The 23541-nt window shown below is 46.0% G+C and carries 22 protein-coding genes; 13 read left to right on the top strand and 9 right to left on the bottom strand.

Features of this window, described 5'->3' with window-relative positions; translation table 11 throughout:
* Window positions 1-18: 18 nt before the first annotated feature.
* Both RAC86_RS07465 and RAC86_RS07460 read left to right on the top strand, forming a co-directional pair.
* Window positions 19-648, top strand: coding sequence for a LysE family translocator (locus RAC86_RS07465; RefSeq protein WP_003246469.1), 630 nt, complete (start codon window positions 19-21; stop codon window positions 646-648).
* Between the two features lie 69 nt (window positions 649-717).
* The gene (locus tag RAC86_RS07460) at window positions 718-1479 is read left to right on the top strand and encodes a YqcI/YcgG family protein (RefSeq protein ID WP_377885458.1); all 762 of its coding nucleotides are present in this window, start codon (window positions 718-720) and stop codon (window positions 1477-1479) included.
* A gap of 1 nt (window position 1480) precedes the next feature.
* Here RAC86_RS07460 and RAC86_RS07455 read toward each other — a convergent pair whose 3' ends face one another.
* A complete protein-coding gene (locus RAC86_RS07455) occupies window positions 1481-2821 on the bottom strand; it encodes an amino acid permease (protein ID WP_024572720.1) in 1341 nt (446 codons plus the stop codon).
* 129 nt (window positions 2822-2950) lie between these two features.
* On the opposite strand from RAC86_RS07455, the gene RAC86_RS07450 reads away from it, so the two are divergent.
* Window positions 2951-3547, top strand: a complete 597-nt coding sequence (locus tag RAC86_RS07450) for a DUF1989 domain-containing protein (RefSeq protein WP_003246345.1) — start codon at window positions 2951-2953, stop codon at window positions 3545-3547.
* A gap of 129 nt (window positions 3548-3676) precedes the next feature.
* Entirely contained in the window at window positions 3677-4495 is an 819-nt protein-coding gene (nadE, locus tag RAC86_RS07445) for an ammonia-dependent NAD(+) synthetase (RefSeq protein ID WP_019712417.1), read from the top strand.
* Between the two features lie 49 nt (window positions 4496-4544).
* On the opposite strand, the gene tmrB is transcribed toward nadE, so the two are convergent.
* Window positions 4545-5138, bottom strand: coding sequence for a tunicamycin resistance ATP-binding TmrB (tmrB, locus tag RAC86_RS07440; protein WP_116316175.1), 594 nt, complete (start codon window positions 5136-5138; stop codon window positions 4545-4547).
* A 277-nt stretch (window positions 5139-5415) separates the two neighbouring features.
* Between tmrB and RAC86_RS07435 the strand changes: the two genes are divergently transcribed.
* Window positions 5416-5976 carry a shikimate kinase gene (locus RAC86_RS07435; RefSeq protein WP_014475740.1) on the top strand — a complete coding sequence of 187 codons (561 nt, stop codon included), beginning with the start codon at window positions 5416-5418 and terminating at the stop codon, window positions 5974-5976.
* A gap of 27 nt (window positions 5977-6003) precedes the next feature.
* Here RAC86_RS07435 and RAC86_RS07430 read toward each other — a convergent pair whose 3' ends face one another.
* A complete protein-coding gene (locus RAC86_RS07430; protein WP_377885457.1) occupies window positions 6004-6765 on the bottom strand; it encodes a class I SAM-dependent methyltransferase in 762 nt (253 codons plus the stop codon).
* Between the two features lie 117 nt (window positions 6766-6882).
* On the opposite strand from RAC86_RS07430, the gene RAC86_RS07425 reads away from it, so the two are divergent.
* From RAC86_RS07425 to putR, 7 genes are all read left to right on the top strand, one after another.
* Window positions 6883-7857, top strand: a complete 975-nt coding sequence (locus RAC86_RS07425) for a LysR family transcriptional regulator (RefSeq protein ID WP_119898983.1) — start codon at window positions 6883-6885, stop codon at window positions 7855-7857.
* A 71-nt stretch (window positions 7858-7928) separates the two neighbouring features.
* Window positions 7929-8885 carry a cephalosporin C deacetylase gene (gene cah / locus RAC86_RS07420; protein WP_377885456.1) on the top strand — a complete coding sequence of 319 codons (957 nt, stop codon included), beginning with the start codon at window positions 7929-7931 and terminating at the stop codon, window positions 8883-8885.
* A gap of 83 nt (window positions 8886-8968) precedes the next feature.
* Entirely contained in the window at window positions 8969-9751 is a 783-nt protein-coding gene (locus tag RAC86_RS07415; RefSeq protein ID WP_031315677.1) for a nucleotidyltransferase domain-containing protein, read from the top strand.
* Window positions 9752-9940: 189 nt separating this feature from the next.
* A complete protein-coding gene (putB, locus tag RAC86_RS07410) occupies window positions 9941-10852 on the top strand; it encodes a proline dehydrogenase PutB (protein WP_003246421.1) in 912 nt (303 codons plus the stop codon).
* A 16-nt stretch (window positions 10853-10868) separates the two neighbouring features.
* Entirely contained in the window at window positions 10869-12416 is a 1548-nt protein-coding gene (gene pruA, locus RAC86_RS07405) for an L-glutamate gamma-semialdehyde dehydrogenase (RefSeq protein ID WP_003234655.1), read from the top strand.
* A gap of 90 nt (window positions 12417-12506) precedes the next feature.
* On the top strand, window positions 12507-13961 hold the full coding sequence (gene putP / locus RAC86_RS07400) for a sodium/proline symporter PutP (RefSeq protein WP_483861760.1): 1455 nt from the start codon (window positions 12507-12509) through the stop codon (window positions 13959-13961).
* 152 nt (window positions 13962-14113) lie between these two features.
* Window positions 14114-15349, top strand: coding sequence for a proline utilization transcriptional regulator PutR (putR, locus tag RAC86_RS07395; RefSeq protein WP_003234651.1), 1236 nt, complete (start codon window positions 14114-14116; stop codon window positions 15347-15349).
* Window positions 15350-15385: 36 nt separating this feature from the next.
* Here putR and RAC86_RS07390 read toward each other — a convergent pair whose 3' ends face one another.
* The 3 genes from RAC86_RS07390 to RAC86_RS07380 all read right to left on the bottom strand — a co-directional run bounded on the left by RAC86_RS07390 (window position 15386) and on the right by RAC86_RS07380 (window position 18086).
* Window positions 15386-16243, bottom strand: coding sequence for a TIGR03943 family putative permease subunit (locus tag RAC86_RS07390; protein WP_003234649.1), 858 nt, complete (start codon window positions 16241-16243; stop codon window positions 15386-15388).
* A 4-nt stretch (window positions 16244-16247) separates the two neighbouring features.
* A complete protein-coding gene (locus RAC86_RS07385) occupies window positions 16248-17132 on the bottom strand; it encodes a permease (protein WP_088325278.1) in 885 nt (294 codons plus the stop codon).
* Window positions 17133-17231: 99 nt separating this feature from the next.
* Window positions 17232-18086: an alpha/beta fold hydrolase gene (locus RAC86_RS07380; protein ID WP_172480944.1), complete on the bottom strand. Its 855-nt coding sequence runs from the start codon at window positions 18084-18086 to the stop codon at window positions 17232-17234.
* Between the two features lie 160 nt (window positions 18087-18246).
* Here RAC86_RS07380 and ffoR point away from each other — a divergent pair, with 160 nt between their 5' ends.
* Entirely contained in the window at window positions 18247-19257 is a 1011-nt protein-coding gene (ffoR, locus tag RAC86_RS07375; RefSeq protein WP_327837515.1) for a ferredoxin--NADP(+) reductase, read from the top strand.
* A 31-nt stretch (window positions 19258-19288) separates the two neighbouring features.
* On the opposite strand, the gene cobA is transcribed toward ffoR, so the two are convergent.
* The 3 genes from cobA to nasD form a co-directional block, all read right to left on the bottom strand.
* A complete protein-coding gene (gene cobA, locus RAC86_RS07370) occupies window positions 19289-20740 on the bottom strand; it encodes a uroporphyrinogen-III C-methyltransferase (protein ID WP_377885455.1) in 1452 nt (483 codons plus the stop codon).
* Window positions 20741-20800: 60 nt separating this feature from the next.
* Window positions 20801-21121: a nitrite reductase small subunit NirD gene (nirD, locus tag RAC86_RS07365; protein ID WP_003246252.1), complete on the bottom strand. Its 321-nt coding sequence runs from the start codon at window positions 21119-21121 to the stop codon at window positions 20801-20803.
* Between the two features lie 31 nt (window positions 21122-21152).
* Window positions 21153-23541 (bottom strand): NADPH-nitrite reductase (gene nasD, locus RAC86_RS07360; protein WP_377885454.1); only part of this gene is annotated, 2389 nt, incomplete at its 5' end.

The raw sequence follows: 23541 nt of genomic DNA, 5'->3' as shown, positions 1-23541 counted from the left end.
AGAAGGGAGTACGGGCCGGTGAACATTTTTTTGAGCTATATTGTGCTGGGACTGTCCTTGTCTGCGCCTGTGGGGCCAGTGAATGCGGCGCAAATAGACAAAGGAATTAAAAACGGTTTTTGGCATGCATGGATTTTCGGTTTAGGCGCCATGACAGCGGATGGGCTGTACATGCTTTTTATCTATTTCGGGCTGTCGCAGTTCTTGACCGCTCCATTTGTGAAAACGTTTTTGTGGCTCTTCGGCTTTTTTGTCCTGACCTATACCGGAATTGAAACGCTGAAAAACGTCAGAGAACCGATGGATGTGCGTAGCTCGCGGGGGAAACCGTCATACAGGAAAACATTCGCATCGGGTTTTCTCATTTCATTGTCAAACCCATTGAGCATCCTTTTTTGGCTTGGAATTTACGGAAGCATTCTTGCGAAAACAGCAGAGGCCTACAATATGAATCAGCTTCTAATCTATAGCTCCGGAATCATGATCGGCATTTTAATCTGGGATTTCTGCATGGCTATCACAGCCAGTACGTTCAGAAACCTGCTTCATGAAAAGCTATTGAGAGGATTGACCGGAATCGCCGGTGTATCCCTCCTTGTGTTTGGCTTTTACTTTGGTTATCAGGGCATCAAACAGTTATTGGGCTGATTCTTGAAGGACAGTCACCTGCCGCTTCCAGTTTTAATATAGTATCCAGATGATACTGGAGGTGGATCAATGGTGAATGGGATTTACACCAAAAGTTTTCTGGAACGTATTCAGGAAGAGCTTCCTGAATGGCAAAGAATCGCTTTTGAGCTGCTGGCAGAAACTCTGGGGGACGACGCGGATACGTTTCCGTGCATTCCCGGACGCCAGGCGTTTCTGACTGATCAGCTTCGGATTGCTTTTGCCGGAGATCCGCGGGAAAACCGTACAGCGGAGGAACTGGCTCCGTTGCTTGCGGAGTACGGCAAGATATCGCGGGACACGGGAAAATACGCATCCCTCGTTGTGTTGTTTGATACACCCGAAGATTTGGCGGAGCATTATTCGATTGAAGCGTATGAACAGCTGTTTTGGCGCTTTTTAAATAGACTGAGTCATCAAGACGAAAAAGAATGGCCGGAAGACATTCCGGCCGATCCTGAGCATTATAAATGGGAGTTTTGTTTTGACGGCGAGCCGTATTTCATTCTGTGCGCTACACCGGGGCACGAGGCAAGAAGAAGCCGGAGCTTTCCTTTTTTTATGGTCACGTTTCAGCCAAGGTGGGTGTTTGATGACCTAAATGGATCTACTGCATTTGGCCGTAACATGAGCAGGCTGATCCGATCTCGTTTAGAGGCCTATGATCAGGCTCCGATTCACCCGCAATTAGGCTGGTACGGAGGAAAAGATAATCGTGAATGGAAGCAGTATTTCCTCCGTGATGACGAAAAACAGGTATCGAGGTGCCCGTTTTCTTATTTAAAGAACATGTTCAACAAAATGAAATAAATCAAGGACTGGCAGGGCGATCTTTATGACCCTGCTTTTTTTGATAGATCATGGTCACGATGGCGATGATCACGAGAAAACCTATGCTGACGAAAAAACCGGGCCGGCTTGATTTTTCAAACAATGTACCGGACACAGCCGCAGCAATCAGAACCATCGCTAAATAAATTTGCGTTTTTCCCATGCCCTCGGGATCAGTCAGCTTTTTGCTGGAGAACAGGATAAACAGCCAAGTGTATAAAAGCATAAGCCCCGCAGCTGTTGTCATATGCTCATAAATGTTTTTAGGCAGCACTAACGACAGAATAATGGAGAGAACAAGCCCCGCAAACGTCAGCCCAAGTGCCGGCCAGCATATTTTTTTGCCTTCCTTGAGAGTAAAGCATTTCGGCGCGTCGCCGTCATCAGCCATTGTACAAAGCAATGTCGTAACGGCAAAAAGCGAAGCGACAAGGGTCGAGAACCCGGCGATGATGAAAATCCCGTTAAATATATCAAGGATGATCTCAAGGTTATATCCTTTTAATGATGTAATGAACGGACTGTCCTGTTCAGTAAACGCGTGTAACGGAACCAAAAGCAGAGCAAGCCCGATTGAAATGATATAAATAATCGCCAGCGTCGCCAGCATCAGTTTCCCTGATTTAGACGCTTCCTCAGGTTTTTTTAAGTGAACCGCCATCAGCCCCATGACCTCAATTCCGCCAAAAGCGTAAAACGCGTAGATTAAACCTGTCCACAGCCCCATGGCGCCGTATGGGAAAAACTCACTCGTCTTATTTGGAACATGTATGCCATGATTTCCGCCGGACAGGATACCGCATAAAGCCAGGATGGCAATGACAATAAACATAAAAATAGCAGCTGTTTTAATGACTGCCAGCACGTTTTCTGTTTTTTCAAAGACGGACAGGCCGGTGAAAATAATAAGGAGCCCCAGTACTGCGTAGATTGAGGCAAACACCCATAGCGGCACTTGAGGAAACCAATGCTTCGTAAATAGCGAAATGGCTGTCAGCTGGCTTCCGGTAATCAGCATTTCTGATGTCCAGTACACCCAGCCGTTGCTGAAGCCTGCCCATTTGCCGAATGCTTTTCGGGCATACGCACAAAACGAGCCCTTTTCCGGCTGCTTCGCCGATAGCTTGGCGAGCTGTTCAAAGACAAAATACGTACCGATCCCTGCGATCAGAAATGAAAGGAGAACGGAAAAACCGCTTTTTACAATTGCGATGCTGGAACCGAGAAAGAAGCCTGTTCCAATCGTGCAGCCGACTCCGATCAGTGACAGCTGCCACCAAGCCAGATTCCCTTTTGGCTGGTCTTTTTTTGTTTGGCTCATTATTTATTCAACCCCTTTTATCTAAGGTTAGATTGTGATCTGTCCAAAGCTTATATACATCGGATTTTTGCCTCTTTTTACATGGAGAAGGAAGCGGACGCTCATACTAATGAAAAAAGGAGCAAACCAATGACACAGCAATATATTGTGGAGCCGAAAAAAGGGCTTGGGCTGAAGCTGAAAAAGGGTCAGATTTTAAAGGTGGTTGATGTAGAAGGGCAGCAGGTGGCTGATTTTGTCGCATACCATGCCAAGGATTTTTATGAACACCTTGATCAGGGAGCGACGATAGACGCCAATCACTCCATTCATGTGAAGGTCAACGACCATCTCTACTCCAACCTGTATAAGCCGATGTTAACCCTGATTGAAGATACGGTCGGCAAGCATGATCTGCTGTTGCCCGCCTGCCGTCCTGATATGAACAGGCTCTTATATGGGAAGCAAAAGGATGAGTTTCAGGATACGTGCTATGACAATATGAACCGTGCGCTTGAGCAGTTTGGCGTACCGAAGCCCCACATGCATTACCCATTTGCGATTTTTATGAATACTGTCCTTGATGAGAAAGGGAATCTGTCTGTGGAAACGCCGCTTTCGAATGCCGGAGATTATGTAAGGCTCAGGGCGGAGATGGATTTAATTGTCGCGTTTTCTTCCTGCCCGATTGAAAAAGGGAAATGCAATGGCGACAGTGTGACATCCATACGGGTTGAAGTCAGCTGATCTCTCTTGTTCACTGTGAATGAAGACCTGTGCTATATTTAATAGGGATACATAACAGTCATGATTCATTTTCATTGATTTGGGGAAATGATCAGTAATAAGGGAAAATGTACAGGAGGAATGATTGGGATGAGCATGCAGGAAAAGATTATGCGTGAGTTACATGTGAAGCCCTCAATTGATCCAAAGCAAGAAATTGAGGACCGAGTCAATTTTTTAAAACAATATGTAAAGAAAACCGGTGCTAAAGGCTTTGTATTGGGAATCAGCGGGGGCCAGGATTCAACACTTGCGGGAAGACTCGCTCAGCTTGCGGTGGAGAGCATTCGCGAGGAGGGCGGAGACGCTCAATTTATCGCGGTCCGTCTTCCGCATGGCACACAGCAGGATGAAGACGATGCCCAGCTTGCTTTGAAGTTTATTAAGCCGGATAAATCATGGAAGTTTGATATTAAATCGACAGTCAGCGCTTTTTCTGAACAGTATCAGCAGGAAACAGGCGATCAGCTGACGGACTTTAATAAAGGAAACGTAAAAGCAAGAACAAGAATGATCGCGCAATACGCGATCGGCGGCCAGGAAGGTCTTCTTGTGTTAGGAACAGACCATGCTGCTGAAGCAGTGACTGGTTTCTTTACGAAGTACGGTGACGGCGGAGCAGACCTCCTGCCGCTGACAGGCTTGACGAAGCGCCAGGGAAGAACCTTGCTGAAAGAGCTGGGTGCACCGGAACGCTTATACTTAAAAGAACCGACTGCCGATCTGCTCGACGAAAAACCGCAGCAGTCGGATGAAACAGAGCTTGGCATTTCCTACGACGAGATTGACGATTATCTCGAAGGAAAAGAAGTATCAGCGAAAGTATCAGAAGCGCTGGAAAAACGCTACAGCATGACTGAACATAAACGCCAGGTTCCGGCGTCTATGTTTGATGACTGGTGGAAATAAGTTGAAGAAAGCCCGCTCTCGGAGCGGGCTTTTGTCGTGTACAGAAGCTTTATTTGATGCGGATATGATTCAGCTTTACCATTAATCTGTCGGCGAACCTTCGGAGGCTGCCTCTTGTATCAGGATCTAATGGGAGTTCGGCTCTCGCTGCAATGTTCTCTGCCACATCCTGAATCGACAGGTTGTCTGTTTGAATGTGGTCCTCAAAAATGGGTGATGATAAACCTTCAACGCAGCGGTCAATTTGTTTGGCGGCCCAGGAGTTTTTTCCTTCTGCTCTGGTGCGCAGCCTTTTTAACAAGGTTTCCTTTGAAGCCATTAGTGTAAAGTGGTGAACGATCCTCCCTTCATGTCTGAGCCTGCCGATGATCTCATTGAAGTATTCAGGATGTACAATCGTCATAGGCACAATAATGATGCCGTGGTATGTATCTGTCAGAGAAGCTAGCAAACTGTAATTGAACGCCCGCCATAAGGGGTAGCTTTGAAAATCGTCCTTTGCGATCTCCTGCGGCACCATGGAGCGCAGCGCAAAACCCATTTTCTCGGGATCATACACGTAAGATGGGTTTAGCCTTCTGTGCAGTTCGAAGGCTGTTTGTGTTTTTCCCGAACCGAATGCCCCGTTTATCCAAATGATCATCGCCATTTCTCCCTTCCTATTCATCATACAGAAAAAGACCCTTCCATCGAAGAGTCAGCTGGAAAAACAATAAAGGCGGAAGATTTTAACGCTTTTTTGCGTCGAAGTATTAAAATACCTGCAGAAATGTTGTACAATGAATGTCATTCAGGCAAAAATGGCTAAACAACAAAGCGCACTATAAGCTTGACCGGTAAAGCCGGTATCTATATAAATATTCGCTAAATAAGCATATAATGAATATAAAATTTCATTCCTTAGGAGGATTTCGCCGAAGATGAACGCTAAACGAGCCATCCCAGTAAGAGAAAGAAATATCGTCCTGATCGGATTCATGGGTGTAGGAAAAACAACAATCGGCCAATTGGTCGCTAAAAAATTATATAGAGATTTTATTGATATTGACCAAGAGATCGAAAAGGATTTCAATATGTCAATTCCTGAGATATTTGAGAAAAAGGGAGAAGACTTTTTCCGGAAAACGGAGAAGGAATATATTTTAGACATCTGCCATCATAAACGATTCAAAATCGTATCTCTGGGCGGGGGATCTTTTAAACAAGAAGAAATCAGAAATTGCTGTCTGGAAAACTGTCTCGTGCTTCATCTGGACCTGTCATGGGAGAACTGGAAGCAGCGCGCGGATTTATTGATCGAAAGCCGCCCTGTACTGCATAACCGTTCAATGGATGAAATGGAACAGCTGTTTAACGAAAGAAAAGTCATTTATGACAAGCACAATTCAAAAGTGGCAACAGACAACCTTTCCCCGGAAGAGGTTGCCGATTACATTGTTGAGACATTAAAAATTGGCTGGGATCTTTATCAGCCGATGTAAAAAGCCGTGCGCAGCGCACGGCTTTTTTTATCGTTTTATCCCTTGTATCAAAATCGCTTTTAAACAAAAGGAGATGGGCTGTCCGTTTTGGTTCAATGTAATACAGAACGTGTCGCGTGCTTCGTCTGATGCGTGATTCAAGTGGGTAATGATTTGTTTTTCTCGGTCAGCGGGGGTTCCGCCTCGTTTGATCCAGCTATCGTATTGAATCGACAAGTTCCACTTTTGGATGTCTTGATAGGCCAGTTGATTGGCGCTGAACATCGCCTGCCATTCTGATAATGAGCTTTCTCGAACATGGGAAGGGTCTCGAAGCCGGTTCAAATGATTGACAAACTCATCAAGAATGGGATCTTCAGGCGCGTAATGATCAACTAAGAGAAAACGTCCGTCCTGTTTCAGTACGCGTGCAATCTCGCTGACAGCTTTGCGGACATCTGAAAAATGGTGGGCTGCGTATCGGCAGGTGATGATGTCAAATGAATCGTCGGTGAAGGGGAGTGACTCTGCCGTTCCTTGCTGAAAGCGTACGTTTTCAACTCCTTTTTCTTGCGCGAAGGAGGACGCAACCTCAACCATCTCTTTCGTCGCATCAACACCGATGCACTCCTGTACATAAAGAGAAAATGCCAGCGCCGTATGGCCGGCGCCCGCTCCTATATCCAGCACTCGATGCTCTGCCCGGCATTCCACTGTTTTGATCATCAACCCCAAATCTTCCCCCTCGGCAAATACCTTTTCATCCCGATACATCTCGGCGTTTTTAGAAAACGGTGTTTCATTAGTCATTTGAACCAGCTCCTTCTTTTCGTAAATGATGATATGGATTATGTTAGCAATTTCTGTTATGATTCGTCCAAGATATAAAAATGATGAAAACGATAGGTTCAACCTATGGAGGCTGAAATGGATATTAAAGTGATGGAATATGCAGCTGAAATTGCCCGGCGTCAAAGCTTTACAAAGGCGGCGGAACATCTTCATATCGCACAGCCGTCTCTCAGCCAGCAAATCAAAAAGCTTGAGGCTGAGCTGGGGCTTACCCTTTTTCACAGATCTCATGGCTCTGTTACACTGACACCCCACGGCAGGCGTTTCATTGAAAAAGCCGAGGACATCATTCGTTCCAGAGATGATTTGCTTCGGGAAATGCAGGAGCGATCACAGGGAATCGGTCATAAATTATCCATCGGGATTCCTGCTGTAACAGGGAGATATCTCTTTCCTCCGCTGCTGAAGCAGTTTTTGGCGCGCTATCCTCATGTGGAGGTTCAGCTTGTTGAAAAAGATCCGGTTTCATTAGAGGAGATGACGGCAAAGGGAGAAGTTGACCTTTCTGTTTTATCCTTGCCGATCGAGGATGAACGGCTCTCCATTATACCCTTGCTCACGGAACCGGTTGTTCTCGCGGTGCCGAAGGAAAAACAAAGGTGGATGCCGCCGGAAATGGTCGCTCTGATTGAGAAAGCGCTGGAAGAAGATGAGGGACGCCAGCCGTGCGTGCCGCTTGACATGGTAAGGAACGTGCCCTTTATTCTGTTAAAAGAAGGCTTCGGCTTTCGCAGGACAGTTCTCGATCTCTGTGCGGAAAGCGGCTTTAAGCCGAATGCTGCCTTTAAGACAAGCCATATTGAAACCGCCCAATCTCTTGTGGCTAACGGATTAGGTGTGACAATGGCGCCGAATATGGTCAGAAGGGATAAAGATCCGGGTGTGATCTATTTATCGATTCAATCCGCGCCATCACGAACCCTCGTCTTTGTCTTTTTAAAGAACCGCTATGTCAGTCTGACCGCCCAGGCCTTTATGGAACTAAGCCGGGAAAGTCTTAAACAAACGTTTGATGAAGGCTGTCTGGGAAACAAAGATGAAAATATTTAGAAAACAAAGCCGAAACGTGGTAGTATAGGAATACAAACTAAATCTTATAAAACAAAGGGGAATAATCGGAAATGCAACTATTCGATCTGCCGCTCGACCAATTGCAAACATATAAGCCTGAAAAAACAGCACCGAAAGATTTTTCTGAGTTTTGGAAATTGTCTTTGGAGGAACTTGCAAAAGTCCAAGCAGAACCTGATTTACAGCCGGTTGACTATCCTGCTGACGGAGTAAAAGTGTACCGTCTCACATATAAAAGCTTCGGAAACGCCCGCATTACCGGATGGTACGCGGTGCCTGACAAGGAAGGCCCGCATCCGGCGATCGTGAAATATCATGGCTACAATGCAAGCTATGATGGTGAGATTCATGAAATGGTAAACTGGGCACTCCATGGCTACGCCGCATTCGGCATGCTTGTCCGCGGCCAGCAGAGCAGCGAGGATACGAGTATTTCACCGCACGGTCACGCTTTGGGCTGGATGACGAAAGGAATTCTTGATAAAGATACATACTATTACCGCGGTGTTTATTTGGACGCCGTCCGCGCGCTTGAGGTCATCAGCAGCTTCGACGAGGTTGACGAAACAAGGATCGGTGTGACAGGAGGAAGCCAAGGCGGAGGTTTAACCATTGCCGCAGCAGCGCTGTCAGACATTCCAAAAGCCGCGGTTGCCGATTATCCTTATTTAAGCAACTTCGAACGGGCCATTGATGTGGCGCTTGAACAGCCGTACCTTGAAATCAATTCCTTCTTCAGAAGAAATGGCAGCCCGGAAACAGAAGCGCAGGCGATGAAGACACTTTCATATTTCGATATTATGAATCTCGCTGACCGAGTGAAGGTGCCTGTCCTGATGTCAATCGGCCTGATTGACAAGGTCACGCCGCCGTCCACCGTGTTTGCCGCCTACAATCATTTGGAAACAAAGAAAGAGCTGAAGGTGTACCGCTACTTCGGACATGAGTATATCCCTGCTTTTCAAACGGAAAAACTTGCTTTCTTTAAGCAGCATCTTAAAGGCTGATAAATGTGAAAAGCCGTCGCATATCATCAGGCGGTTTTTTTCTGCAAACTGCCGGAATGAGAACAGACTGGAGACGAATAGATATGAAACAAAGAATCATTGATGAATTAAAACGGATCGAGCAGTCATATGGAGTCAAAATCGTGTATGCCGTCGAGTCAGGAAGCCGCGCATGGGGATTTCCGTCGCAGGATAGTGATTACGACGTCCGCTTTATTTATGTGCCGAAAAAGGAGTGGTATTTTTCAATTGAGCAGGAGCGTGATGTCATTGAGGAACCGATTCACGATTTGCTGGATATCAGCGGCTGGGAGCTGAGAAAAACGCTTCGGCTTTTCAAAAAGTCAAACCCTCCGCTCCTCGAATGGCTGTCCTCAGACATTGTGTATTATGAAGCATTTACGACCGCAGAGCAGTTAAGAAAACTGCGCACGGAGGCATTTAAGCCTGAAGCAAGCGTGTATCACTATATCAATATGGCGAGAAGGAACGTCAAGGATTATCTACAAGGACAAGAGGTCAAAATTAAAAAGTACTTCTACGTTCTTCGGCCTATTTTGGCTTGCCAATGGATTGAAAAGCACGGAACCATTCCGCCAATGGACTTTACTGTTTTGATGAATGAACTTGTTGCTGAACCCGAGCTGAAGGCTGAAATGGAAACCTTGCTTGAACGGAAAAGAAGAGGGGAAGAGCTTGACCTCGAAGCAAGAATTGATGTTATTCACCAATTCATTGAAACGGAAATTGAAAGAATCATGGAAGCGGCAAAAGAACTGAAGGCAGAGAAAAAAGATATGACACCTGAGTTGAACCGTTTGCTTTTGAATACGGTTGAAGAAGTGTGGAAGGATGGAGGAAGCTGATGTTTTTTGTCGCTTCCTTTTCTCCTTTATTCGACAGAATCCCCCCCGACTTTCTAACTATCTGATTGTGACAAACCCACAAAAATAATCAGAATCTTTGTATTTTGAGAATATTGTGAACGTCGGTTTTGTCCATTTACAATAAACTCATACAAATACTTCTTAGATTGCGGGGTGTTGAGGTTGGAAGTGATCACAAGAGATTTTTTCTTATTTTTATCCAAAAGCGGCTTTCTCAATAAAATGGCGAGGAACTGGGGAAGCCGGGTAGCAGCGGGTAAAATTATCGGCGGGAATGACTTTAACAGTTCAATCCCGACCATTCGACAGCTTAACAGCCAAGGTTTGTCAGTTACTGTCGATCATTTAGGCGAGTTTGTGAACAGCGCCGAGGTCGCACGGGAGCGTACGGAAGAGTGCATTCAAACCATTGCGACCATCGCAGATCAGGAGCTGAACTCACACGTTTCTTTAAAAATGACGTCTTTAGGTTTGGATATAGATATGGATTTGGTGTATGAAAATATGACAAAAATCCTTCAGACGGCCGAGAAACATAAAATCATGGTCACCATTGACATGGAGGACGAAGTCAGATGCCAGAAAACGCTTGATATTTTCAAAGATTTCAGAAAGAAATACGAGCATGTGAGCACAGTGCTGCAAGCCTATCTGTACCGGACGGAAAAAGACATTGACGATTTGGATTCTTTAAACCCGTTCCTTCGCCTTGTAAAAGGAGCTTATAAAGAATCAGAAAAAGTAGCTTTCCCGGAGAAAAGCGATGTCGATGAAAATTACAAAAAAATCATCCGAAAGCAGCTCTTAAACGGTCACTATACAGCGATTGCCACACATGACGACAAAATGATCGACTTTACAAAGCAGCTTGCCAAGGAACATGGCATTGCCAATGACAAGTTTGAATTTCAGATGCTGTACGGCATGCGGTCGCAAACCCAGCTCAGCCTCGTAAAAGAAGGTTATAACATGAGAGTCTACCTGCCATACGGCGAGGATTGGTACGGCTACTTTATGAGACGCCTTGCAGAACGTCCGTCAAACATTGCATTTGCTTTCAAAGGAATGACAAAGAAGTAAAAAAGGAGAGATTATCATGACAACACCTTACAAACACGAGCCATTCACAAATTTCCAAGATCAAAACAACGTGGAAGCGTTTAAAAAAGCGCTTGCGACAGTAAGCGAATATTTAGGAAAAGACTATCCGCTTGTCATTAACGGCGAGAGAGTGGAAACGGAAGCGAAAATCGTTTCAATCAACCCGGCTGATAAAGAAGAAGTCGTCGGCCGAGTGTCAAAAGCGTCTCAAGAGCACGCTGAGCAAGCGATTCAAGCGGCTGCAAAAGCATTTGAAGAGTGGAGATATACGTCTCCTGAAGAGAGAGCGGCTGTCCTGTTCCGCGCTGCTGCCAAAGTCCGCAGAAGAAAACATGAATTCTCAGCTTTGCTTGTGAAAGAAGCAGGAAAGCCTTGGAACGAGGCGGATGCCGATACGGCTGAAGCGATTGACTTCATGGAGTATTATGCACGCCAAATGATCGAACTGGCAAAAGGCAAACCGGTCAACAGCCGTGAAGGCGAGAAAAACCAATATGTATACACGCCGACTGGAGTGACAGTCGTTATCCCGCCTTGGAACTTCTTGTTTGCGATCATGGCAGGCACAACAGTGGCGCCGATCGTTACTGGAAACACAGTGGTTCTGAAACCTGCGAGTGCTACACCTGTTATTGCAGCAAAATTTGTTGAGGTGCTTGAAGAGTCCGGATTGCCAAAAGGCGTAGTCAACTTTGTTCCGGGAAGCGGAGCGGAAGTAGGCGACTATCTTGTTGACCATCCGAAAACAAGCCTTATCACATTTACGGGATCAAGAGAAGTTGGTACGAGAATTTTCGAACGCGCGGCGAAGGTTCAGCCGGGCCAGCAGCATTTAAAGCGTGTCATCGCTGAAATGGGCGGTAAAGATACGGTTGTTGTTGATGAGGATGCGGACATTGAATTAGCGGCTCAATCGATCTTTACTTCAGCATTCGGCTTTGCGGGACAAAAATGCTCTGCAGGTTCACGTGCAGTTGTTCATGAAAAAGTGTATGATCAAGTATTAGAGCGTGTCATTGAAATTACGGAATCAAAAGTAACAGCTAAACCTGACAGTGCAGATGTTTATATGGGACCTGTCATTGACCAAGGTTCTTATGATAAAATTATGAGCTATATTGAGATCGGAAAACAGGAAGGGCGTCTAGTAAGCGGCGGTACTGGTGATGATTCGAAAGGATACTTCATCAAACCGACGATCTTCGCTGACCTTGATCCGAAAGCAAGACTCATGCAGGAAGAAATTTTCGGACCTGTCGTTGCATTTTGTAAAGTGTCAGACTTTGATGAAGCTTTAGAAGTGGCAAACAATACTGAATATGGTTTGACAGGCGCAGTAATCACAAACAACCGCAAGCACATCGAGCGTGCGAAACAGGAATTCCATGTCGGAAACCTATACTTCAACCGCAACTGTACAGGTGCTATCGTCGGCTACCATCCGTTTGGCGGCTTCAAAATGTCGGGAACGGATTCAAAAGCAGGCGGGCCGGATTACTTGGCTCTGCATATGCAAGCAAAAACAATCAGTGAAATGTTCTAAGCGGGACTAAATGGGCATCCTCCCTGCGGGGGTGTCCATTTCATCCATATACTATAAAAAAGAGGAGGAAGTGCCATAGAAAACACACAGCTGATTATTTCGATTTGTATTTATATGGCGGGAATGCTGCTAATCGGCTACTTTGCTTACAAGCGTACGTCGAATCTGACGGATTATATGCTGGGAGGACGCTCTTTGGGTCCGGCAGTAACCGCTCTCAGTGCCGGCGCTGCCGATATGAGCGGCTGGCTGCTAATGGGGCTTCCGGGCGCCATGTTTTCTACTGGTCTGAGCGGCGCTTGGATCGTCATCGGACTTTGCCTTGGAGCGTGGGCGAACTGGCTTTACGTCGCACCGCGGCTGAGAACCTATACTGAAAAAGCGGGGAATTCTATTACAATTCCCGGATTCCTGGAAAATCGCTTCGGAGATCAAACAAAGCTTCTCAGACTGTTTTCGGGAATTGTCATTTTAGTCTTTTTCACGTTTTATGTATCGTCCGGAATGGTGTCCGGCGGCGTTTTATTCAACAGCATCTTGGGGATGGATTATCACACCGGCCTGTGGATTGTGACGGGTGTTGTTGTGGCATATACCCTGTTTGGCGGCTTTTTGGCAGTCAGCTGGACAGATTTTGTTCAGGGGATTATTATGTTTGCCGCACTCATTCTTGTGCCGATCGTTACGTTTTTCCACACGGGAGGAGCAGGTGATACAGTTGCTGAAATCCGCTCTGTAGATCCTGATATGTTTAATATTTTCAAAGGAACGAGCGTCCTTGGCATTATTTCTTTGTTTGCCTGGGGGCTGGGATACTTTGGCCAGCCGCATATTATTGTGCGTTTTATGGCGATAACGTCTGTCAAAGAGATCAAAAGAGCGCGCAGAATTGGGATGGGCTGGATGATTTTGTCTGCAGTAGGCGCAGTGCTGACCGGTTTGGGCGGAATCGCTTATTACCATCAGCGCGGCATGACACTGAAGGACCCAGAGACGATTTTTATTCAATTAGGGAATATCTTGTTCCATCCGATTATCACGGGTTTTCTGATTTCAGCGATTTTGGCCGCGATTATGAGTACAATTTCTTCCCAGCTGCTTGTGACATCAAGCTCTCTGGTAGAAGATTTGTATAAGTCGATGTTCAGACGCTCAGCTTCAGATAAAGAACTGGTGTTTTTAGGCCGACTGGCTGTTCTGGCTGTTTCAATTGTCGCGTTGGTTCTGGCTTGGGAGAAAAATAACACCATCCTTGGATTGGTCAGCTACGCGTGGGCGGGCTTCGGTGCATCATTCGGGCCAATTGTACTGCTCAGTCTGTTTTGGAAACGAATGACCAAATGGGGGGCACTCGCCGGCATGATTGTGGGAGCAGCGACTGTAATCATTTGGGCGAATGCCGGTCTTTCGGACTTTCTGTATGAAATGATACCTGGTTTTGCTGCGAGTCTATTATCTGTCTTTTTTGTCAGCATATTGACGCAGGCTCCGTCACAAGCTGTCACAGACCAGTTCAACGACTACCAAGATACAATGTCGCAATAAAGATCGAAAGGAGGAGGAAGGGGCTGTCCCTTTTTCCTCTTTTCTCCTTTTAAGCGGCCATTTTTTTCTTTTGGAAACAAACGTATTTTTTTCTATACAAAAAGACCCCGTATGGATATGATTAAAGTAAAAAAAGTATAGGAGAAAAAGGTATGGAAGAGCTTTTAGAGAGAGTTTTTTCATTTTCAGATGTTGATAAGCTGATTGATTTTATTAGCTATGAACTGCAAAAGCCAGTGATACTGGAAAGCGCGGATTTCTTTTTGTTAGCCTATAATTCTTACTATATTAACCATTTTGATTCTGCCAACCAGCAGACTATTTTTTCGAAAAAGTGTCCGGTCCAGATTTTTGAGAGGTTTCTGAAGGACGGAATTATTGAAAAATTGAAAACAGAGCCTGAGCCTTTTCGCGTCAATAAAATTGAAAGCATTGGGTTAAACCAGAGGGTGGTCGTGAGTGCAAAGCACAAAGGGGAAGTCATGGGCTACATCTGGATTCAGGAGCTGGACCAAAATCTGACGGATGAAGAGCTCGACTTTTTGTACGAGACCTCCTTCCATGTCGGGAAAATTATTTATAAAACGAATAAATTGAAACAGGAAAAGGAAGAAAAAGCAGAGGATCTCATCAAACGGGCGATCTATCAGCAATTTACCTCTGAGAAGGAACTCAGACGGGAAGCTGAAAGGATCAACACCGTGCTGCCTTCCATGTTTTCAGTTGTTATCCTGCACGCCGCAAATGGGGATGGGGAAGCGGTAGAGGATTTAAAGGAAAATATCAGGTCGTACCTGAATTTACGGGATAAGGTCAGTCATGTCTTAACGATCGAATCAAATATTGTCATCGTCGTAGCGAGTTTTTCCCAAAAAAGCTCCGTCTCCTCAGCAGCTTCTGAGTTTATTAACAAGCTGTTAACACATTTTCACTTTCAAAAAATACCTACCCCTATTTATATCGGTATCGGAAACGAATATAATCACCTATTAAAACTTGGCAAGAGCTACACAGAAGCACTTGAAGTCATCAAAGCCGCAGAAATCACCGGCAATCAGGAAAACATTCCATATGAATATGCCAAACTCGGCATTTACCGCTATTTAGAAAGCATCGAACAGAAAAATGAATTTTTAGAATACGAGAATAAAGATTTAGCTTTATTAAAAGCAAAAGACGAAGAAAGCAGCACTGAGCTGCTCAAAACCTTGGAAATCTATCTCCTCAACAACTGCAAAACAAAACCAGCGGCAGAACAGCTGTTTATTCACCAAAATACATTGAATTACCGCATCAAACAGATTACTGAGATGACATCGATCGATTTAAGCGATTTCAGAACGCGGTGCCAGCTCTATCTCGATTTGATGCTGATGAAAAAGAAATAAAAAAGAAACCAGTACTTGTACTGGTTTCGTCTTCACTTAAAATCCTCTGTAAACATACGGATCATCAGGTTTTTTAATGGTATTCCAGTCAGTTACTTTGACGACAGGGAGAGTTGACTTGAATGGCTGGTAATACTCTGAGGCCAGAGTGCCCTTAATGTGAATCCATTCATCATCCTTGATGTCCATGTCCTTCGGAAATTCCACAAGCATCCCGTACACGCCGGAATCAGCGATACAGTGAATGATGCCAAACCTTAATACGAACAGCTGATTTTTGTTAATTGCGTTTCCTTTGTAAGCAAATCCATGGAATTCTATCGTCCGTCCGAGAAATTCACCCGGATAGTTATAGATGGTTTCCATTCCTTTTAGGAAATCGTCATCGGTCAGAGAAATCTCTTTTTTGCTGGAATACTTATTAAACAGCTGTTTCATTTGTTTGTCATAGCTGTCTTGCGCGTAATAAAGGCTGGCATCAGGCCGCAAATACTGTGTTTGGGAGTAGTGATCTCCGCTCTCCATCGCCTTAAACGAGAACCCTTTTGTTTTGACTATGGATGAGTCAAGCGTTGCAATCGGGAAGAAGATGCCTGACACCAAAGGAAAAAGAAAAACAACATAAATCAAATAACGCTGATAAAATGGCTTGTTTTGTTCATGGTCATGCTCGTGATCATGGCCGCACCCGCAATCATGGTCATGGTGATGCCCGCTTTTTTCAGGCGACTTGATAAATAGATACGCTTGAACGGCTGTCAAAATGGCCAGCAGGAAGATCGCAATAAAGGATAGATAGGCATATTTCATATTGATATATTTTGTTAGATTTCCTGAGGCATGCAGATGATAAAAGAAAAACGTAAATCCCATCAGCACCAATAAACGAAACATCCAATCACCCCTTTACCAGTAGTGATCCCGCTAAAACAATCACGACAATGTATGTAATCAGCAGGAAAACAAATCGTTTTTTGAAGGCCGCAAGCATCATCAATAGATTCTTAATATCCACCATTGCGCCAAAGACGAGAAAGGCGATTAACGATCCTAATGAAAATGTGCTGCTGAAGGAAGACGCGATGAACGCATCAACTTCTGAACAAAGCGACAGGACAAACGCCAGACCCATCATCACGAGGGAAGAGGATACATCATTCTGCCCGATCGCAAGCAGAGTGGATGTTTTGACATACGTCTGCATAGCGGCTGCGATAAAGGCGCCGATGATTAAATATTTCCCCACGGAGAAAAATTCATCAATGGCATGCCGCAAGGTCCCGCCCAGTTTTTGGAGCAAGGTGCCGTGATGATGATGGTGGTGCCCGGGTTCATCAGGCTTTAAAAGCTGGTTATCCTTAAATTGATAGGATAAGATGACCCCGATGATCAGCGAAACGGCGAGAGCCAGTCCGCCTCTGTAAAAGACCACGCTCCATCTATTTCCGAACGCAATATAAGTAGAAAATAAAACGATAGGATTAATGATAGGCGCGGTCAGCATGAAAGCAACGCCCGCATGCAGAGGAACTCCCTTTAACAGAAGCCGCCTCGTAATCGGGATGATGCCGCATTCGCAGGCGGGAAATAAAACGCCGGCCAGCGCACCGAATAAAACGGCGAGAAAACGGTTTTTCGGCATGATTTTTGCAATCATTTCTTCAGAAACAAACATTTGAATGATTCCGGAAAGTATGACGCCAATCAGAATAAACGGAATGGCTTCTATTAAAATGCTGATAAAAATAGAATTCAGCTGAAGAAAAGATGATTGTGCTGTCACAATAAAACCTCCGCTCATGTTAAGCTGCCTTTCTTATGATACCAGAAAAAAAGGCACTGCTTGTTTGACGGAGGAGGGGAAAGGATCGTTTCACTTTGGTTAGGATTCCAAAAAGCCGAGTAGGATACTGCCTGTTTCTGCAGCTTCTTTTCCGAGCCAAATCAGGTGTCCCCATGAGTGAAGCAAACAGAGAGCAGCGCCACGAATGTGCTCTTTTGCATGATGTGCATGTGACAAGTCAACCAATCCATCATAAACACTTTGCATAATCAGCACGGGACATATGATGGCTTGCAGGTCTTTTAAAGAGACAGCGGCGGTTTGTGACAAGTCAATCAGAAATCCTTCACCCGAGCGCTGCCGACTGTTCATTTTCCGAAATGCTTCTATGTCTTTTTCATTCATCAAGGACTTGATTCGCTGAAACGGAAGCGTGCTGAATTGGGGGCTCATAGCTCGAAACATCAAACGCGGGAAAGCGTTATTCAAGGAAGAAATCAGCCTCCATATCCACTTTTCCACCGGCGGGCGGAAGAGAATTTTCCCCAATTTATATTCAGTGTCTTTTGGGGTGAGCCACTCTTTGGTGACTGCGGATTGCAGGGTCAATGTATTTACTCTTTCCGGATAATGTGAGGCAAAGCATATGCCGCTCGGCCCTCCTGCTGAGATGGCGATCACATGGACACTGTCGATTTGTAAATGATCTAATAATTTCACATAGAAACGGCAGGCGTTGGCAAGACTTTTTCCAATTTCTTTTGACGTTCGTCCATAGCCGGGCCTTGAAGGCGTAATGATGGAATACCCTTGCTCAATCAACGCTGTGTATCCGAATTCCTCGTAACAATGTGAATGCCCGCCATGCATGACAAGGATCGGAGTTCCCTTGCCTGTCACAGAATATTCTAGTGTACTGCCATCGAAGGTGATCGTTTCGACTCGTCTTTTCATCTGTTTCACCCAATTGGTTTTTGCCTATTATAGAGTTTTCAGCAATTGACCACAAGGAGAAGAAATGAATAAACAAAGGCCCTTGAAATATGATATACTTTTTATTGATATTCATTCTCAATTAAAACTTTGATATAGATGTGAACGGGAGGCAGGACGGATGGCTGAGAATCAAGAGGTATATGACGTTACGATTATAGGCGGGGGGCCGATTGGGCTGTTTACTGCTTTTTACTGCGGGATGCGGGAGCTAAAAACAAAGGTAATCGAATTTTTGCCGAAGCTCGGAGGAAAGGTGTCTTTATTCTTTCCTGAGAAAATCATTCGCGATATCGGCGGCATACCGGGGATTGCGGGAAAGCAGCTGATCGAGCAGTTGAAGGAGCAGGCGGCAACGTTTGATCCTGATATCGTATTGAATCAGCGTGTGACCGGGTTTGAACGCCTGAATGACGGCACCATTGTACTGACGGGTTCTGAAGGGGAGAAGCACTATACAAGAACTGTGATTTTGGCTTGCGGCATGGGTACACTTGAGGTCAATGAGTTTGACAGCGAGGATGCGGCCAGATATGCGGGCAAAAATCTTCATTATGGAGTGGAGAAGCTCGATGCGTTTAAAGATAAGCGCGTGGTGATATCAGGCGGCGGAGATACTGCGGTCGATTGGGCTAATGAGCTTGAACCGATTGCGGCGTCTGTGACTGTCGTTCATCGGCGTGAGGAATTCGGCGGAATGGAAAGCAGCGTGACGAAAATGAAGCAATCATCGGTGCGGGTGCTTACGCCTTATCGGCTGGAGCAGTTGAACGGAGATGAAGAGGGCATCAAAAGCGTGACCGTTTGTCATACTGAGTCTGGCCAGAGGAAAGACATAGAAATTGATGAGCTGATCATTAATCATGGGTTCAAAATTGATCTCGGGCCGATGATGGAGTGGGGGCTGGAGATTGAAGAAGGAAGGGTGAAAGCTGACAGACATATGCGAACGAATCTTCCGGGCGTGTTTGTGGCGGGCGACGCGGCTTTTTATGAAAGCAAGCTGAGATTGATTGCCGGCGGATTTACGGAAGGCCCGACAGCGGTCAACAGTGCCAAGGCTTATCTGGACCCTAAGGCCGAGAATATGGCGATGTATTCCACCCATCATAAAAAATTGGTGCATAAATAAAACAGCCCTTGGGGGAAAGGGCTGCCAGCCATCAGCTGTGAAGGAGCTTTTTCTGCGTCTGTTGATTCTGAATGAAAGCTAGCAATTCATCCTGTTCTTGTACAGCTGTGAATCCATAAGCTTCGGCAGCTGAGTCATCGCCTATACAGACGATAGGGGGCCGGCTTGCTGACAATTCCGGCGAAATGCCAATTTGTTCGCCACCATTGATCAATTGCTGAACGGACAGCTTGTTCGGGCAAATGACCATGTGCAGCGGGGATTCACTGATGGTACGCTGAATCATGTGGGTGAACCGGTCATCTATGACGTTTTCATGAGTGATATAAAACGAACAGGATTCATGCTTTTGCATGTTTTCCACTGCATGGCGGCTCCCGACAACAAGACGTTTCTCTGAATCAGGCTGAATGGCGGTGACAAGAAAGCCCCGTTTCTCAAGCTCTGTCTTTGCTTGCTCAGATGCTGCACTCAGTTTGGCTGTCAGCTGGCGGATGTCGATTTTCTGAGAAGCCAGTGCTCTGAAAAATTCACAAACCGCCCGGCGCGATGTGAAAAAAACGTCTTCAAAGGTGCCAATCTTTCGAAGAATTTCTTCATTGACAGGCATGTTTTCGGTCCGCCATTTCGGCCACTCGATGAGATCGGCGCCGGAATCGCGCAGCTTGTCTGCAAGCGGGTCTTCATCTTCGCCATGAGTCACAACCATCAAATGCCGTCCGATGAGCGGTTTGCTTTCAAACCAGCTGTGTGTTTGAAAGTTGACGATGTCTCCGATGACGATAATCGCAGGGTTTGTAATCTGGTGTTCCTGCACTTTTTGCTGAATGTTCTCAAGTGTTCCTTTCACACTCCGCTGGCGGCCCCACGTTCCCCATTGGATGACAATGACAGGGACAGAAGGCGATTTCCCGTATGAAATAAGCTGCTGGCAAATATAAGACAAGTTCTTGACACCCATGTAAAAAACAAGGGTTTGTACGCTTCGGGCCAGCCCTTCCCAGTCAAGGTTCGGCGTGCCTTTTAATGATTTATCATGCGCTGTAATCATGGCAAAAGACGATGCAAAATCCCGATGCGTGACGGGGATGCCCGCATATAGCGGCGCTGCAATTCCAGAGGTGATTCCCGGCACCATTTCATAGCGAATGCCGTGCTCATGAAGAGCATCTGCTTCCTCGCCGACTCTGCCGAATACGCTCGGATCTCCGCCCTTCAGGCGAATAACGGTTAACCCATTTAATGCTTTTTCAACCAGCAGGGCGTTAATTTCTTTTTGTTTCATAAAATGGCGGTTTGGCAGTTTTCCGCAATAAATAAACTGGCAGTCCGGTGATGCAAATTCGAGCAGCTTCGGGTTGGCGAGCCGGTCATATAAAATCACATCTGCTTCCTCGAGCGCCTGTTTTCCTTTGATGGTGAGCAGGCCTGGGTCGCCGGGTCCGGCTCCCACGAAATATACGATTCCGTTCTTCATGATCATGTCATCCTTCCGTCACTGTAAAAAATGAAGGACCACTAGAAAAGTGATCCGGTCTTTTGATCAATATACGAGATAAACATGTTCTCCTTCGATCAGCGTTTCATATGTTTTGACGCATCCGTGGTCAGGTTCTTGGACGATTCCGTCTTCTAAGGAAATTTTCCAGTCGTGCATCGGGCAGAAAACATATTGACCGCTGACGATGCCTTCTGCCAGGACGCCGCCTTTGTGCGGACAGCGGTTTTCGATGGCGCGGATGCTTCCGTCTGAAAGCTTGAAAACCGCGAGCTCCTTATCTTCAATATACACTGTTTTGCCTAATTGTTCAGGCAATTCTTCAATTTTTCCGATACATACTTTTGTTACGTCTTTGTTTACCATGTCCATTCCTCCTCAATGATTGTTTTTGTCATTATGATGTGGTCACGACATTTTCAAATAATTCTTTAGAGGTTTGTTTATCCTCTAAAAAGTCTTTCCACGGATCCTTGTGGACAGAGAGTGTTTCATTCATTCGGTCGTTCAGCTCCTGCCGCTTTTCCGGATCGTTTAACACGGATTGGACATGGGATAAACCGACGCGCTCAAGCCATGCGGACGTACGCTCCAGATAGTTTGCGGTTTCCCTGTAATATTGCAGGTAAGCGCCCGCGTATTCTAAGACTTCTTCATTTGTTTTCACCTTCATCAGCAAATCGCCGGCACGCAAATGGGTTCCGCCGTTTCCGCCGACATAAAGCTCCCAGCCTCCGTCGATGCCGACAACGCCAAGGTCCTTAATGCCGGATTCCGCACAGTTTCGCGGGCAGGCAGACACGGCCATTTTGACTTTGTGAGGCGTGTTCAGCCCTTCGAATTTTTTCTCAAGCGCAATGCCCAGTGCCATGGAGTCTTGTGTGCCGAAGCGGCAGAATTGCTCGCCTACACATGTTTTCACTGTGCGGAGCGTTTTTCCGTACGCGTAGCCCGAAGGCATATCAAGATCTTCCCATACCTTCGGAAGGTCTTCTTTTTTCACGCCGATAAGATCAATTCGCTGGCCGCCTGTCATTTTCACGAGCGGGATCTCATATTTGTCAACGACATCGGCGATCTTGCGCAAATCTGTGGAGTTGGTCACGCCGCCGTACATCCGAGGAACGACTGAGTATGTTCCGTCTTTTTGAATATTGGCGTGCATTCGTTCATTAACAAAGCGGGATGTCCGGTCATCCTCGTATTTGGTTGGATTGATCATGCCTAAGTAGTAGTTCAGAGCCGGCCGGCATTTGGAACAGCCTTCTGGCGTTTTCCAGCCGAGCACATTCATGATTTCTCTTGTATGTGACAGCCCTTTGGCTTTGATTTCTTCTACGACTTCATCTCTTGACAATGTGGTGCAGCCGCAAATGGCTTCTTTTTGCGCTGACGCATCAAAGTCTGATCCGAGCGTATGCTGGAGGATTTCTTCTACGAGCGGCTTACAGCCTCCGCATGAGCGGGATGCGCCAGTGCATGCTTTGATCTCGTCCGTTGACGAGCAGCCCTTTTCCTGTATGGCTTGAATAATCGCACCTTTTGACACGCCGTTACAGCCGCAGATGATTTCATCGTCGCTCATCGCTGCGGTGATGCTTGTGCCTGCTTCTTGGCTGAGAGGCTGTAAGATTGATATTTTAGAGGTTTCAGAGATATCGGCTTCTTTTTGAATCATAGAAAACAGGCGATTGCCTTCGCTGCTGTCGCCGAATAAAACAGCACCGACTATTTGATTGCCTCTCAGGACGATTTTTTTATAGATGCCGTCCTGCTCATCGAAGACTTTAATCGCTTTTTTCTCTTCTGATTCGTTAAAGTCACCGGCAGAGAAAACCTCGACGCCTGATACCTTTAACTGTGTGGAGAGAACGGAGCCCTCATACGGTTTTGTTTCGATGCCGCAAATATGCTTCGCCAGCACTTTTGCCTGTTCATAGAGCGGTGCCACAAGCCCGTAGGCGATTCCGCGGTGCTCGGCACATTCGCCGACCGCGTAAATGTGCGGGATTTCAGTCTGCATATAATCATTGACGATGATGCCGCGGTTAACCGGAATGCCGCTCTCGGCGCCGAGTGTTGTATTCGGACGGATGCCGACAGCCATGACGACTAAATCGGCTTCAATGCTTGTGCCATCTTTGAAGCGAAGGCCTTCGACACGGTCATCACCGACAATTTCTTCTGTTTGCTTTTCAAGTAAAAAGGTCATACCTTGTTTTTCTAACTCGTTTTGCAGCAGGCGTCCTGCCGTTGCATCAAGCTGGCGCTCCATCAGGAATGGGGCAAGGTGGATGACGGACACGTCCATGCCGAGATTCAGCAGTCCGCGAGCTGCTTCCAAACCAAGTAGTCCTCCGCCGATGACGGCAGCTTTTTTATATTGTTTTGACGCGGCGAGCATTGTGTCTGTATCTTTTATGTCCCGGAAAGCTGTGACGCCTTTTTTGTCTGCGCCCGGAATCGGAAGGATAAAAGGGACCGATCCTGTCGCCAGGATCAATTCATCGTAAGGCTGGATTCTGTCTGCATCTGTGATGACTGTTTTGTTTTCCGTGTCCACTTTGATGACTGTTTCATTTGTATACAATTGAATGTTGTTTTCTTCGTACCAGTCCCAATCGTTTAACGTAATATCTTTAATATCTGTATCGCCTTGAAGCACTTTTGACAAAAGGATTCGGTTGTAATTGGGATGCGGTTCGGCACCGAAAATTGTGATCTGAAACTCGTCTTTAGCAACACTCAGTATCTCTTCAATGGCCCTTACCCCGGCCATTCCATTA

The sequence above is a fragment of the Bacillus sp. LR_5 genome (genome assembly GCF_042709275.1).
Note: the sequence above shows the minus strand (reverse complement) of the source record. Positions and strands in the feature narration are given on the sequence as shown.

Excerpts from the sequence above, each read along its gene's own strand:
- RAC86_RS07460 (WP_377885458.1), top strand. The coding sequence starts at position 718 with ATGGTGAATGGGATTTACACCAAAAGTTTTCTGGAACGTATTCAGGAA.
- RAC86_RS07455 (WP_024572720.1), bottom strand. The coding sequence starts at position 2,821 with ATGAGCCAAACAAAAAAAGACCAGCCAAAAGGGAATCTGGCTTGGTGG.
- RAC86_RS07450 (WP_003246345.1), top strand. The coding sequence starts at position 2,951 with ATGACACAGCAATATATTGTGGAGCCGAAAAAAGGGCTTGGGCTGAAG.
- nadE (WP_019712417.1), top strand. The coding sequence starts at position 3,677 with ATGAGCATGCAGGAAAAGATTATGCGTGAGTTACATGTGAAGCCCTCA.
- tmrB (WP_116316175.1), bottom strand. The coding sequence starts at position 5,138 with ATGATCATTTGGATAAACGGGGCATTCGGTTCGGGAAAAACACAAACA.
- RAC86_RS07435 (WP_014475740.1), top strand. The coding sequence starts at position 5,416 with ATGAACGCTAAACGAGCCATCCCAGTAAGAGAAAGAAATATCGTCCTG.
- RAC86_RS07430 (WP_377885457.1), bottom strand. The coding sequence starts at position 6,765 with ATGACTAATGAAACACCGTTTTCTAAAAACGCCGAGATGTATCGGGAT.
- RAC86_RS07425 (WP_119898983.1), top strand. The coding sequence starts at position 6,883 with ATGGATATTAAAGTGATGGAATATGCAGCTGAAATTGCCCGGCGTCAA.
- cah (WP_377885456.1), top strand. The coding sequence starts at position 7,929 with ATGCAACTATTCGATCTGCCGCTCGACCAATTGCAAACATATAAGCCT.
- RAC86_RS07415 (WP_031315677.1), top strand. The coding sequence starts at position 8,969 with ATGAAACAAAGAATCATTGATGAATTAAAACGGATCGAGCAGTCATAT.
- pruA (WP_003234655.1), top strand. The coding sequence starts at position 10,869 with ATGACAACACCTTACAAACACGAGCCATTCACAAATTTCCAAGATCAA.
- putR (WP_003234651.1), top strand. The coding sequence starts at position 14,114 with ATGGAAGAGCTTTTAGAGAGAGTTTTTTCATTTTCAGATGTTGATAAG.
- RAC86_RS07390 (WP_003234649.1), bottom strand. The coding sequence starts at position 16,243 with ATGTTTCGTTTATTGGTGCTGATGGGATTTACGTTTTTCTTTTATCAT.
- RAC86_RS07380 (WP_172480944.1), bottom strand. The coding sequence starts at position 18,086 with ATGAAAAGACGAGTCGAAACGATCACCTTCGATGGCAGTACACTAGAA.
- ffoR (WP_327837515.1), top strand. The coding sequence starts at position 18,247 with ATGGCTGAGAATCAAGAGGTATATGACGTTACGATTATAGGCGGGGGG.
- cobA (WP_377885455.1), bottom strand. The coding sequence starts at position 20,740 with ATGATCATGAAGAACGGAATCGTATATTTCGTGGGAGCCGGACCCGGC.
- nirD (WP_003246252.1), bottom strand. The coding sequence starts at position 21,121 with ATGGTAAACAAAGACGTAACAAAAGTATGTATCGGAAAAATTGAAGAA.